Source organism: Hoeflea sp. AS16, from assembly GCF_038900095.1.
Lineage (GTDB): Bacteria > Pseudomonadota > Alphaproteobacteria > Rhizobiales > Rhizobiaceae > Hoeflea.
In genome coordinates, this window is the sequence record NZ_JBBMQQ010000001.1 from 868,979 (window position 1) to 882,074 (window position 13,096).

The following is a 13,096-nucleotide window of genomic DNA, read 5'->3' on the forward strand; positions in this document are numbered from 1 at the left end:
GTCTTGCCCGAACACTACAGAAGGCGGCTCTTGCGAAGCATGCCGGCGTTGGCCAGAACCGGATAGGCAATCGACGCGAACAGCGAATTGATCTCCTTGAGATCACGCATGGTATCGATGTGGATGGAACTGCTGTCGTAGCTGTTGTCGTTGCCGTCGCGAAGCCGCTGCATGTGCTGCTCCTCGCTGTTGCGAACCATGGTGCGGACCAGCTCTTTCTGAGCCACCAGCTGCCGTGCCAGTTCGACATCGCGATTGACGAACAGGTTGAAGGCCAGCCGGGCATTTCGCATGACTTCCTTGTGCAGATCCTTGAGCTCGTGCCAACCCTCCTCGGAAAACTCGATCTTGCGTGCATGCTTCTTGCGGACCCGTGTCACCATGTTCTGGGCGATGATGTCTGCGGCTTGCTCGAGCTTGATGGTTGCGCCCAAAAGATCCTGCAGCATGGCGGCTGATTTGTCATCGAGGTCGGTCTGGGAGATTTTGGCCAGATAGAACTTGATCTCCCGATGGGTCTGATCGATCTCGTCGTCGAGTTCCTCGATCCGCGCGATTTTCTGCTTGTCCGGCTTGTCGAGCACATCGAAAATCCAGGTCAGCATCAGTTCTATCCGTTCGCAGACGGTCAGGACTTCACGGGTGGCATCGGCAATCGCTTGCTGAGGGTTGGACAGATGTTCCGGCTTGAGCGCGGACATGCGCTTTTCGGCAATGGGTTCATCGGCCAACTCCGCCGGTCTCAGCCAGTTCTGCAGCAGACGTCCGACGAGACCGCAGAACGGCAAGCCGAATATGACGACGGCGAGATTGATGACGAGATGGGCAATAACCACAGCATCGCCGGGGTGGGCTGAGAAAACGCTGCTCTCAAGCTCGAAGGTCAATTGTGCGGCAAGCGCGATCAAAGTGCCGAGGCCGCGAATGGCGACGTTGCCAAGCGGCACGATCCGCGCATCGACACGCTCGCCACGGGTCAGAACCGCACCGATAATTGCAGCGCCGAAGTTGATGCCAAGCACCAGCGGAATGATCAGGACCGGCGGAATCAATGCCCGGTCGGCCAGCGAGGCGAGCAGCAGCACTGCCGCGACACTGGAGTGAAATGCCCAGGCGAGCAAGCCCGCAAGAACGAATGCGGTGATCCAGTCGCGGGACAGGTAATTGATGATGACCGGCAGGATCTCGCTGGTCTTGAGCGGGATGGATGCCTCTCCGATCAGCCGCAGCGAGAGCAGCAGCAGCCCAAGCCCGAACAGGATGCGGCCGATCTGCCGCCAGTTGCGTTGTTCGCTGGCCCTGAAGGCAATGGTGCCGGCAAGAAGCAGCACCGGGATGAGCAGGGAGAGATCCTGGCGCAGGATGCGCACGACCAGGGCAGAGCCCAGATCGGCGCCAAGCAATGTGGCGATGCCGATTGCCGTCGAGACATAGCCGCTGGCGACAAAACCGGCGACAATCAACGCGACCGCGGTGGCGCTCTGCAGGGCGATGGCGAAGAAAAATCCGGCGATTGCGGCGGTGACACGGTTGCCGATCGCCCGCCGCAGCTTTTCGCGCAGCACATTGCCGTAGGCCCGTTCAATGCCGGTACGGACCATGCGCGTGGCCCAAAGCAATAGCGCGACCGCTCCGGCAAGATTGATAAAGACGACCATTCCGGACATGAAACACCTGAAACCTGCAGAGAAATGGCAGTCCCCTGGCGCGTCGGAATGGTGTGCCTTGAGAAGCACAATATTCACAATCGCCGGGTCTGACGGGAATGCGAATCAGATTATCGCATTTTCACAAATGTCACAATTTGTGCCGGCATGGCTACGAGGCCGACAGATATAACCCCGGAAGCTGCCCCTTTGGGCAATGTCCAGCCCGGACAACCCGATCAGCCGGAAGCTTAATGAGCCTTCTGGTTGCGCAGGTAGGTTCTGGGGGGGGAGCCCATGACGCGTGAAAACATGGTGGTGAAGGCCGGCATGCTGTCGTAGCCCAGATCCATCGCCACGATGGTGACCGGGTCGCCGTTGCTGAGCCTGGGAAGTGCGGCCATCACGCAAGCCTGCTGGCGCCAGGCGGAGAGGCTGAGGCCGGTTTGCTGACGAAAGATCCGGGTAAATGTGCGGCGGCTCATGCCGACCATTCCGGCCCAGTCATCGATTTCGAGGCGGGCTGATGGTGAGGCGACAAAACCGCGGCACAATTGTGCGATCCGGGGGTGTTGCGGAAGCGGCAGGCCGAGCGGGCGTTCGGGCAGCAAGGCGATCTCGTGCAGCAGGGCGGCCTGGATCAGCTGCGCCCTGGCATCCATTGCGTCAGGTCCGATACTGATGGTTTCGGCCAACAAGCTGCGCATCAAGCGTGTCATTCCCGTGACATGCAAATGGGTGGGCAGGCCTACAATTGCATCCGGCTTGACGTAGGCCGAGTGCATCTCGACCTGGCCGATGATGTCCACCGCATGCCGGATCCCGGCGGGTATCCACAAGGCATGATCCGGCGGAACCATCCATCGACCGATCCGTGTGGTGACGATAACCACGCCGGTTATGGGATGGAGAAGCTGTGACCTGCTGTGTTCGTGCTCCGGGACATATTCATCCGTGTCGTAGCTATGGGCGAATGCGACCGCGGGGGTCATCGCGGTTTCCACCACAATCCGGCTTTGCTGCGAACCGACTGGTGTTTTCTGCGATTGCTGGACCGGCGGAGCGATGGAGTTATGAAACATGATTTGGCCCAAATGCGAAAGAAATCGACCAAACCACGAAAGCGGGCTTCAAACAAGGCGTGTACCAATCGCATAAGGCATGCTGCTGGCAGTCTGTGCGAAGTCCCCGGATGACGGGCTTTTGGACAAGCTGGCAAATTGCAATTTGAAGCTTTTGAATTTCGAGATGCTCTGCGGGCACATCGCTCCCCACGTGTTGAGACCGCATCTTGCTGAGACCTGAAGGAACCGCCATGCGTGTGATCCCCGAGAATACCGGCTCCGGGGCCGTGACCAAGGCTGCAGCTCCTGCAGCGTTTTCGGTGGTGGTGGCGCTCAGCATCTGCCATTTTCTCAATGACACGATGCAGTCCGTGCTGGCGGCGATCTATCCGATCCTGAAGGTCAATTATGATTTGAGCTTCACCCAGATCGGCTTTTTGACATTTGCCTTCCAGTTCACCGCTTCGCTGCTGCAGCCTGCCATTGGTGCATACACCGACAAGCGGCCAATCGGCTATGCGCTGCCGGTTGGCATGGGTTTCACCCTGGTCGGTCTTCTGCTGTTGGCTTCAGCGGGGTACTATTTGTTGTTACTGCTTGCGGCTGCGCTGGTCGGGTTCGGGTCCGCCGTGTTCCATCCGGAATCCTCGCGGATCGCACGGCTTGCATCCGGCGGAAGGCACGGCACGGCGCAATCGGTGTTTCAGGTTGGCGGCAATGTCGGCACAGCCGCCGGTCCGTTGCTGGCCGCGTTCATCATCGTGCCCAATGGCCAGTCCTCGGTTGGCTGGTTCGGCCTTGCCGCCCTCTGCGGCATGGTGATCCTGACCTGGGTCAGCCGCTGGTACGCTGCCTTCCGGCGCGCTTCGGCCGGACGTCCGGCACCCGATACGGCGCTGCTTCACAGCAGGCGCCGGGTCATGATTGCTCTGGTGGTCCTGGCCTTGCTGGTCTTTACAAAGAACATCTATGTCGCCAGCTTCACCAGCTTTTACACCTTCTATGTGATCGAGCGCTTTGGTGTGAGCGTGCAGGATTCGCAGCTGATGTTGTTCGTCTTCCTGGGCGCAATGGCTGCGGGTACACTGATCGGCGGGCCGATTGGCGACCGGATCGGGGCCAAGGCGGTCATCTGGGTATCGATCCTGGGCATATTGCCGTTCACGCTGATGCTGCCATATGCGGATCTGTTCTGGACTGCGATCCTGACCGTGATCATCGGTGTGGTGCTGGCGTCTGCTTTCCCGGCGATCATCGTGTTCGCGCAGGAGCTGGTGCCAGGCCGGGTCGGGCTGATTGCGGGCGTGTTCTTTGGTTTTGCCTTCGGCATGGGCGGGATTGCGGCCGCAGTGCTGGGGCAGGTGGCCGACGCAAAAGGCATTGTCTATGTCTACCAGATCTGCGCGTTCCTGCCGTTCCTTGGATTGTTGACGATCTTTTTGCCGAAGAGGACAGCTGCATCCTAGGGGCCGTGCCCCGGGCGACAAATGGCGGCCGCTGCGCGCTGCGCGTGTCGCCATCACAGGGAAACCAGCTTACAACATCCGTTTGGTGATGCCGCCAATCCGAACGGAGCCGTGCAGTGAAGTTTCTTTACAAGTCCCTGAAGGTCTATCTCGCCGAGCGGTTGTGGCTGAGACCAGCCATTTTCGGCATCGTGGCGGTGTTCGCGGTTGTGCTTGCCTTCGGGGTCGATCAATGGATCAAGCTGCCTTTTGATTTCAGCATCCGGGAACAGACGATCCGTGGCCTGTTGACGATCATGGCATCGGCGATGCTGACGGTCGCGACATTTTCGGTTTCGGTCATGCTGTCGGCCTATGTGGCGGCGATTTCATCGAGTACGCCGCGGGCTTTTTCCGTTGTGGTGACGGATTCCACCTCCAAGCAGGCAATCTCCACCTTCATCGGCGCCTTCACTTATTCCGTGGTCGGTCTGATCGGCCTGAATGTCGGGGTGTTTCAATCCAGCGGCCGGATCGTGCTGTTTTTCACCACGCTGTGGGTGTTTGTCTGGGTGGTGGGCACGCTGATTTACTGGATTGATCACGTCGCCCGGATCAGCACGGTATCGTCTACCATTTCCAAGGTTTCCGACCGTGCCAAGGGCAGGCTCACCCAGCATCTGCTTCACCCCGGCCACGGCGGGACGCCGATTTACATCAACATGCTGCCGGTCGAAGGTGCAGTGCCGGTGATATCGGGTTTCACCGGGACGGTTCAGTTTATTGATGTAGCCGCATTATCGAATGTGGTTGAAGCGGCGGGCATGAAGATACAGGTGGCGGTGCGGCTTGGTGACCTCATCGGTCGCGACAAGGTGGTTGCCTGGATTTTCGAGGCGACGCCGGATGCGATCGATCAGGAGGCGGTGAAGCAGATCCGCAGCGCGATCCGCATCGGACAGAGCCGCAATCGCGGTGAAGACCCGGTGCTCGCCCTGCAGACCCTGTCGGAAATTGCCGATCGCGCCTTGTCGCCCGGTATCAATGATCCCGGCACCGCAAACGATATTCTGGATTCCCTGGTCGAGGTGTTTGCGGAGGCTTCGGCCTCGATTGAGCAAGCCGGCACATCATTGCAGCATGCACGCGTACTGGTTCCGATTGTTGAACCGGATGTGATCCTGACTGCGGCTTTCGAACAGATCGCGCGGGATGGAGCCGGGTTTGTCGAGGTTGCGGTGCATCTTCAGAAAGCAATGTCGGCGATCGCGCCGTGTCTGCCCGCAGCATGGACGGATGCGTTGCGGGTACAATCCTGCCGGGCACTGGAGCGCTCGAAACATGCGATGGCCAACCCGCATGATTTCGCCCGTGTCGAAGCTGCGGCGCAGTTGGCGACGCCACGCGCTGCCAGAGCATTGACCTGAAACCTGGCGTTCCGCACCGGGCGTGATCTGGAGCCACAGCGCTTTGTGAGGTGGCTCCAGAATACCATGCTTTTTACTGGGCGACGTAGCCGCCATCGACCGGGACAATTGCGCCGAGCATGAACGAGGCCTCTGGAGAAGACAGCCAGACGATCAGGTTTGCCACTTCCTGTGGTGTGCCGATGCGGCCGAGCGGGTGCAGCGGGTCCATCATCTGGTTGCTGTTCTGCGCGCCGGCTGAGGCCTGATCGGCAAGCGAGTCCAGCATTCGTGTGTCGATGCCGCCGGGGCAGACCGCATTGACCCGGATTCCGGCCTTGCCGTATTCGAGCGCGACATTCTTGGTCATGCCGATCACCGCATGCTTGGAAGCCACGTAAGGTGACAGACCCGGGAACCCGATCAGGCCTGCGATCGAAGCCAGATTGACAATTGTGCCGCCACCGGCTTCCAGCATGTGCCGGATTTCAGCCTGCAGGCACAGGAACGTGCCCTTGGCATTGACGCGCATGATGGCGTCGTAATTGGATTCGGCCTGATCGGCAAAAGGCGCAATAGTGCCCTCGATGCCGGCATTGTTGACGGCGCAGTCAAGCCGCCCGTACTGGTCCACCGCACCGGCCACCAGTGCCGCGACGTCGGCGGGATTGGAGACATCGGCATGCTGGAACATGGCGGTTCCGCCGGCGGCATGAATCATCGCCACGGTTTCCTCGCCCCCCGGTGCGTGGATATCGGATACCACCACATTGGCGCCTTCTGCGGCGAATTTCAGCGCCGTGGCACGACCGATGCCGGCGCCGGAACCGGTGACAAGGACTGTCTTTCCAGAAAAAGCTGCCATTTCCATTCCTCCTGCGTGGTTGCGTTAAGCGGAATGGTACACGCAAGAGTGCGAAGTCGCCTTGATGCCGGTCAAGACAGTTAGCGAAACCTGAAACGGCTGCCGGGTCAGACCTTGCCTTGAAGCGCCATGGCGCCCGCGGGGGCATTGACCTTGCCGCCGGTGATGAAGAAGGCAAAGACATCGCGCGGCCGTTTTTCAACCGTGCGCTCAGCCGCAATCAAGGGCAGTTCTGACGGAACAGAGCCTTCGGCATAGGTCTTCAGCCGCCTGGCCCAAAGATCTATGTCTTCAGGCGGATAGCAGGTTGGCACCTCATCCGAACCACGCTGCAGCCGGGCATAGACAAAGTCGGACGTCACATCGGCGACCATCGGATAGGTCTCATGGTCGGCGCAGACCGCCGCCACATTGTGCTTTGCCAAGAGCGAGATGAATTCCGGTGTGCAAAAACTCTCGTGACGGGCTTCGACGACATGACGCAGCGCGATGCCGTCCTGCTCTTTAGGCAGCAGCGCGAGAAAGGCTGCGAAATCATCAGGTTCGAATTTTTTCGTCGGCATGAACTGCCACAGGATTGGCCCCAGCCGGTCGCCCAGCTCAGTGATGCCCTGGGTCAGGAACTTGGTGATCGACGGTTCACTTTCAGCCAATATCTTGCGGTTGGTGCAGTAACGGCTGGCTTTCAGCGAGAAGACGAAACCATCCGGCACGTCGGCCGCCCATTTGGCGAATGTCGCCGGTTTCTGGCTGCCGTAGTAGGTGCCGTTGACCTCGATGGTGCGCAGCTGGGACCCGGCATACTGCAAGTGTTTGGTCTTGGGCAGTTTTGGCGGATAGAAGCTTTCGTTCCAGGCATCAAAGACCCAGCCACCGATGCCGGTGCGGATTGTTCCGTGTGTGGTCAAGAATGCCTCCCTGGCTTGCTGAAACGGCTCTGCCGCCGCGGTGATTCATAATGGCAGAGACAGAGCCAATCATCCATATCCGGCTGAGCGCTGCCACCCGTTTTCCGTGGTAGAATTCTGCGCGCTGCTTGCCGGACATGCAAAAGACCGGTCGGACCAAGAGGGAGGCGGGGGCGGATCCGACCGGCTGTTACCGCTAGTCGCGGTAAACCTGATTAGGCGTCGATCTTGATCTTGCGACCCTTGGTGTCTTGGCCGGGTTTCTTGGGCATGACGACCTTGAGGACGCCTTTTTCGAATTTCGCATCGATCGCGTCCTGGTCGACCCGGTCGGGGACAGGGAACGAGCGGTAGAACGAGCCGTAATTGCGCTCGACGACAATGCTGTCGTCATTTTTCGATTCATGCGAGACGGTTTTCTCGCCCTTCAGCGTCAGCATGCCGTCGGCAACGGTCAGATCGACTTCGTCTTCCGACATTCCGGGAAGTTCAGCGGTCAGGGTGATCGCCTTGTCGTTTTCGGTGATGTCGATGGCCGGGCGCACTGCACCAGCCGTCATCAACGAGGGAAAGCCTGTCCTGGTTGCCGCAGTTTCGACGTTGCCGAAAAAGCGCTCCATCATCTTGTCCATTTCCTCGCGGAAGTCATCGAATACGTTGGATGACCGTGTCGCGGGGAGGTGTTGCTTCGTGTCTGCCATAATATTCTCCTTACTATCCCGGTTGTCTTGGGAACGAGGGAATTATGCCAGCAACGCGGCGCCGGAAATTGACCAAAATCAAAATGCGAAAACCACGACCCAACAAAAATCACCGGGTCGTGATGCGTGGCTTTAGCCGCACAAACCCGGTGAGGTGATGCTGGTGCTACTCCGCAGTCTCGACCCGTCTTCCCGGGCGCCGCTCAAGCAGTTCCTTGAGGAAATGGCCGGTGTAGCTGCGGTCGACCTTGACGATGTCCTCGGGGGTGCCTTCGGCAACGATCTCGCCGCCGCCATCGCCGCCCTCGGGGCCAAGGTCGATGACCCAGTCGGCAGTCTTGATGACTTCGAGATTGTGCTCGATGACGGCGACAGAATTGCCCTGGTCGACCAGTTCGTGCAGCACTTCCAGCAGCTTGGCCACATCGTGGAAATGCAGCCCCGTGGTCGGCTCGTCGAGAATGTAGAGCGTGCGGCCGGTGGAGCGTTTTGACAACTCCTTGGCCAGCTTGACGCGCTGCGCCTCGCCGCCCGACAGCGTGGTCGCCTGCTGGCCAACCTTGATGTAGCCCAGCCCGACGCCCTCGAGAGCCTGCAGCTTGTCGCGGACTGCCGGGACGGCAGCGAAGAACTCGACGCCCTCCTCGACCGTCATGTCGAGCACGTCGGCGATCGACTTGCCCTTGAAGGTGACGTCGAGAGTCTCGCGGTTGTAGCGCTTGCCGTGGCAGACGTCGCAGGTGACGTAGACATCGGGCAGGAAGTGCATTTCGATCTTGATGACGCCATCGCCCTGGCAGGCCTCGCAGCGGCCGCCCTTGACGTTGAACGAGAAGCGGCCCGGCTGATAGCCGCGCGCCTTGGCTTCGGGCAGATTGGCAAACCAGTCGCGGATCGGTGTGAAGGCACCGGTATAGGTGGCCGGGTTGGAGCGCGGTGTGCGGCCAATCGGTGACTGGTCGATGTCGATGACCTTGTCGATGTGCTCGAAGCCATCGATCCGGTCATGATCCGCAGGGTTTTCGCGCGCGCCCATTACCCGCCGCGCGGCGGCCTTGTAGAGCGTCTCGATCAGGAAGGTCGACTTGCCGCCGCCCGACACGCCGGTGACCGCGGTGAACAGGCCGAGCGGGATCGAGGCGGAGACGTTCTTGAGGTTGTTGCCGCGGGCGCCGACGACCCTGAGTTCCTTCTTCTTTTTCGGCTTGCGGCGCTCGGACGGCACCTCAACCGCGAGCTCGCCGGAAAGATATTTTCCGGTGATCGAGCGCGGATTGGCCATGATGTCGGCGGGCGTCCCCTGGGCGATGATCTCGCCGCCATGGATGCCGGCATGCGGGCCGATGTCGACCACGTAATCGGCTGTCAGGATGGCGTCCTCGTCGTGCTCGACCACGATCACCGTGTTGCCGATGTCGCGCAGGTGCTTGAGCGTGTCCAGAAGCCGGGCGTTGTCGCGCTGGTGCAGGCCGATCGACGGTTCGTCGAGCACATAGAGCACGCCGGTGAGGCCGGAACCAATCTGCGAGGCCAGCCGGATGCGCTGGCTCTCGCCGCCCGACAGCGAGCCGGAATTGCGCGACAGCGTCAGGTAATCGAGGCCGACGTCGTTCAGGAATTTCAGCCGGTCGCGGATTTCCTTGAGGATGCGGACCGCAATCTGGTTCTGCTGGTCGTTGAGCTGAGCGGGAAGCGCTTCGAACCAGTCGCCGGCGACGCGGATCGAAAGCTCCGTGACCTCGCCGATGTGGCGGCCGCCGATCTTGACAGCGCGCGCCTCCGGCTTGAGCCGGTAGCCGCCGCAGGCCGGGCAGGGCGCGTTCGACATGTAGCGCTCGATTTCCTCGCGCGCCCAGGCGCTGTCGGTTTCCTTCCAGCGCCGTTCGAGATTGGGGATGATGCCCTCGAAGGTCTTCGACGTGGTGTAGGAGCGCAGCCCGTCGTCATACTTGAAGGCTATCTTCTCCTCGGTGCCACGCAGAATGGCGGCCTGGCCCTTGGCCGGCAGTTCGTCCCAGCGGTCGCCGAGCTTGAAACCGAAATGCTTGCCCAGCGCTTCAAGCGTCTGGGTGTAGTAGGGAGAGCTCGACTTGGCCCAGGGCGCCACCGCGCCGCCGCGCAAGGTCAGGTTCGGCTCGGGAATGATCAGCGCCTCGTCAATGGTCTTCTGGGTGCCAAGCCCGTCGCAGGTCGGACAGGCGCCATGCGGATTGTTGAACGAAAACAGCCGCGGCTCGATTTCGGAGATGGTGAAGCCGGATACCGGGCAGGCAAATTTCTCCGAGAACAGCATGCGTTCATGGGTCTCGTTGAGTGATTTGTTGGCCGAACCGCCTGCTGATGTTTCGGCATCGGGCAGAGGCTTGTCGGCGAATTCGGCGATGGCCAGTCCGTCGGCCAGCCGCAGGCAGGTTTCCAGGCTGTCGGCCAGCCGCGCCGAGATATCGGGGCGCACCACGATACGGTCGACGACAATGTCGATGTCGTGCTTGTACTTCTTGTCGAGCGGCGGCACGTCGGCGATCTCGTAATACTGGCCGTCGACCTTGACCCGCTGGAAGCCCTTTTTCATGAACTCGGCGAGTTCCTTGCGGTACTCACCCTTGCGGCCGCGGACCACCGGCGCAAGGATATAGAGCCGTGTGCCTTCTTCCATCTCCAAAACACGGTCGACCATCTGGCTGATGGTCTGGCTTTCGATCGGCAGGCCGGTGGCCGGCGAATAGGGCACGCCGACGCGGGCGAACAGCAGCCGCATGTAGTCATAGATCTCGGTGACCGTGCCGACGGTGGAGCGCGGGTTGCGGCTGGTGGTCTTCTGCTCGATGGAGATGGCCGGCGACAAGCCGTCGATCTGGTCGACGTCGGGCTTCTGCATCATTTCGAGAAACTGGCGCGCGTAAGCCGACAGGCTTTCAACATAGCGGCGCTGGCCCTCGGCATAGATGGTGTCGAATGCCAGCGAGGATTTGCCCGAACCGGACAGTCCGGTCATCACGATCAGGCTGTTGCGCGGCAGGTCGATATCGACGTTCTTGAGATTGTGCTCGCGGGCTCCGCGAATGGTGATCGATTTCAGTTCAGTCATGATGCCGCCGATTTGGAGTGCAGTGTCCCGTGCGCTCTGTTCGCACGCATGGACAGCTCAGTTACCTGTAAGCCCCGCAGGTTCGATTTCACCTTCGAGGTATCTGATCGCATCCCGCACACTATGCTGTCCTTGAGGAACACCGGACGTCAGTTATGGTTCCAGGGCAGATCAGATCCATACATAAGCACCTCACCGGCAATGTCGAGACACCGCATGGGATGATGGTGTTGGGAAAGCCGAATCTCTTGACAGAAACTGACACAATAAATAGAACATATAAAGAACAAAAAAAGGCCTGTGGATTGTCCATGCCCGCGTGACTGGCGGATGGCTGATCCTGTAAGGTGCAAATCGATTTGGACGGGGCGGCGCAAGGCCGCCTGAAGTGTTGGAAGGTGAAACATCATGGCGGGTAGCGTCAACAAGGTCATTCTCGTCGGCAATCTGGGCGCGGACCCGGAAATCCGGCGCACCCAGGACGGTCGTCCGATCGCCAACCTGTCGGTGGCAACATCGGAAAGCTGGCGTGACAAGAACTCCGGCGAGCGGCGCGAAAAGACCGAATGGCACCGGGTCGTGATCTTCAATGAAGGCCTGTGCAAGATCGCCGAGAACTATCTCAAGAAGGGCTCGAAGGTCTATCTCGAAGGCCAGTTGCAGACCCGCAAATGGACCGACCAGTCGGGCCAGGACAAGTACTCCACCGAGGTGGTGCTGCAGGGCTTCAACGGCAATCTGACCATGCTCGATGGCCGTAACGAAGGCGGCGGTGGCGGCGGTGGTGGCCGCGGCGGCGATTACGGCGGCGGCGGCGACTTCGGTGGCGGATCGTCCGGCGGTGATCGTGGCGGTTCCGGCGGCGGCGGCGGCGGCGGATTCGGTGGCGGCGGTGGTGGTGGCGGTTCATCCCGCGATCTCGACGACGACATTCCGTTCTGATCTGAGCGTGTTTCGTCTCCGTTGGTCAGTTCTGCTTGCGAGCAATTGGAGTGGTGTATCGTGACAACGAAGAACGACGTACTGGAACTCGGTCCCGGGCAAGGGCGGCAATACGCTCTTGGCCGGATGCAGGCGGTATTCAAGGCTGATCACGGCGAGAGTGGTGACCGCTACTCGATCTCGGAATGGTGGCTTGAGCCGCACTGCAGCGGGGTGGGTGCTCATTCGCACGATGCCAATGAAGAGATCTTCTATGTGCTCGAAGGTACAGCCTCGTTCCTGGTGGGCGATGCATGGCGCGTCCTGGAGAAGGGCAGTTTTCTAAGAATTCCGGCCGGCGTTACACATGATTTCGAGAACCGCACCGATGCACAGGTCGGGCTTTTGAACGTATTCATGCCCGGAGGCTTCGAGCAGGCGATGCCCGGCATCGTGAAATGGTTTGCGGACAATCCGCAGGGCCATGTGGGTTCACCACCGGCCTGAGACATTTGGTTGTCATGGGTGTAAAATCAGGATAAAGGCCCTGCTGTCGGGCACGGGAGGCTGTATTGCGCCAATCCATCACCCACGTCGCACTTGTGGTCCGCGATTATGACGAGGCCATCGGCTTTTATTGCGGTGTGCTCGGATTCGATCTTCTGGAAGACAGCTATCAGGCCGAGCAGGACAAGCGCTGGGTGGTTGTCCGGCCCAAGGGCAGCCAGGGGACGTCGATCGTTCTGGCGCGTGCTTCGAAACCGGAACAGGAGCCGTTCATCGGCAACCAGACCGGCGGCCGGGTGTTCATGTTCCTCAATACCGATGATTTCTGGCGCGACTACAATCGCCTGATCGCACAAGGTGTCGAATTCATCCGTGAGCCCAAGACCGAAGACTATGGCACGGTGGCGGTGTTCCGCGATATCTACGGCAATCTGTGGGACCTGCTGCAACTGGCCGAGGGGCACCCGGCCGCGAACTGACATTTGGAGTTGTCGACTCGTGCGAGGGTCCACAGGGCGGATTGCACGGAATCGTGATTGGCGCCG

General features: G+C 60.2%; 11 protein-coding genes. 5 read left to right on the forward strand and 6 right to left on the reverse strand.

Features of this window, described 5'->3' with window-relative positions; genetic code table 11:
• Positions 1 to 14 precede the first annotated feature (14 nt).
• Together WNY80_RS04190 and WNY80_RS04195 are read right to left on the reverse strand one after the other, a co-directional pair.
• Positions 15 to 1,667 carry a Na/Pi cotransporter family protein gene (locus WNY80_RS04190; RefSeq protein WP_342886066.1) on the reverse strand — a complete coding sequence of 551 codons (1,653 nt, stop codon included), beginning with the start codon at positions 1,665 to 1,667 and terminating at the stop codon, positions 15 to 17.
• A gap of 230 nt (positions 1,668 to 1,897) precedes the next feature.
• Entirely contained in the window at positions 1,898 to 2,638 is a 741-nt protein-coding gene (locus WNY80_RS04195) for a helix-turn-helix transcriptional regulator (RefSeq protein WP_342886067.1), read from the reverse strand.
• Positions 2,639 to 2,961: 323 nt separating this feature from the next.
• On the opposite strand from WNY80_RS04195, the gene WNY80_RS04200 reads away from it, so the two are divergent.
• Both WNY80_RS04200 and WNY80_RS04205 read left to right on the forward strand, forming a co-directional pair.
• On the forward strand, positions 2,962 to 4,176 hold the full coding sequence (locus WNY80_RS04200) for an MFS transporter (RefSeq protein WP_342886068.1): 1,215 nt from the start codon (positions 2,962 to 2,964) through the stop codon (positions 4,174 to 4,176).
• A gap of 116 nt (positions 4,177 to 4,292) precedes the next feature.
• On the forward strand, positions 4,293 to 5,582 hold the full coding sequence (locus WNY80_RS04205) for a DUF2254 domain-containing protein (RefSeq protein WP_342886069.1): 1,290 nt from the start codon (positions 4,293 to 4,295) through the stop codon (positions 5,580 to 5,582).
• Positions 5,583 to 5,655: 73 nt separating this feature from the next.
• Here the strand turns inward: WNY80_RS04205 and WNY80_RS04210 are convergent, their stop codons facing one another.
• The 4 genes from WNY80_RS04210 to uvrA all read right to left on the reverse strand — a co-directional run bounded on the left by WNY80_RS04210 (position 5,656) and on the right by uvrA (position 11,123).
• Positions 5,656 to 6,426: a glucose 1-dehydrogenase gene (locus WNY80_RS04210; protein WP_342886070.1), complete on the reverse strand. Its 771-nt coding sequence runs from the start codon at positions 6,424 to 6,426 to the stop codon at positions 5,656 to 5,658.
• Between the two features lie 107 nt (positions 6,427 to 6,533).
• Positions 6,534 to 7,334, reverse strand: a complete 801-nt coding sequence (locus tag WNY80_RS04215; protein WP_342886071.1) for a DUF72 domain-containing protein — start codon at positions 7,332 to 7,334, stop codon at positions 6,534 to 6,536.
• A 215-nt stretch (positions 7,335 to 7,549) separates the two neighbouring features.
• Positions 7,550 to 8,035 carry an Hsp20/alpha crystallin family protein gene (locus tag WNY80_RS04220; RefSeq protein WP_342886072.1) on the reverse strand — a complete coding sequence of 162 codons (486 nt, stop codon included), beginning with the start codon at positions 8,033 to 8,035 and terminating at the stop codon, positions 7,550 to 7,552.
• Positions 8,036 to 8,201: 166 nt separating this feature from the next.
• Positions 8,202 to 11,123, reverse strand: a complete 2,922-nt coding sequence (uvrA, locus tag WNY80_RS04225; RefSeq protein ID WP_342886073.1) for an excinuclease ABC subunit UvrA — start codon at positions 11,121 to 11,123, stop codon at positions 8,202 to 8,204.
• A 408-nt stretch (positions 11,124 to 11,531) separates the two neighbouring features.
• On the opposite strand from uvrA, the gene WNY80_RS04230 reads away from it, so the two are divergent.
• The 3 genes from WNY80_RS04230 (at position 11,532) to WNY80_RS04240 (ending at position 13,030) form a co-directional block, all read left to right on the forward strand.
• Positions 11,532 to 12,065 (forward strand): single-stranded DNA-binding protein, encoded by a 534-nt coding sequence (locus WNY80_RS04230; protein WP_342886074.1) that lies wholly within the window; start codon positions 11,532 to 11,534, stop codon positions 12,063 to 12,065.
• Between the two features lie 60 nt (positions 12,066 to 12,125).
• Positions 12,126 to 12,551, forward strand: a complete 426-nt coding sequence (locus WNY80_RS04235; RefSeq protein WP_342886075.1) for a cupin domain-containing protein — start codon at positions 12,126 to 12,128, stop codon at positions 12,549 to 12,551.
• 65 nt (positions 12,552 to 12,616) lie between these two features.
• Positions 12,617 to 13,030 carry a VOC family protein gene (locus WNY80_RS04240; RefSeq protein ID WP_342886076.1) on the forward strand — a complete coding sequence of 138 codons (414 nt, stop codon included), beginning with the start codon at positions 12,617 to 12,619 and terminating at the stop codon, positions 13,028 to 13,030.
• Positions 13,031 to 13,096: the final 66 nt, after the last annotated feature.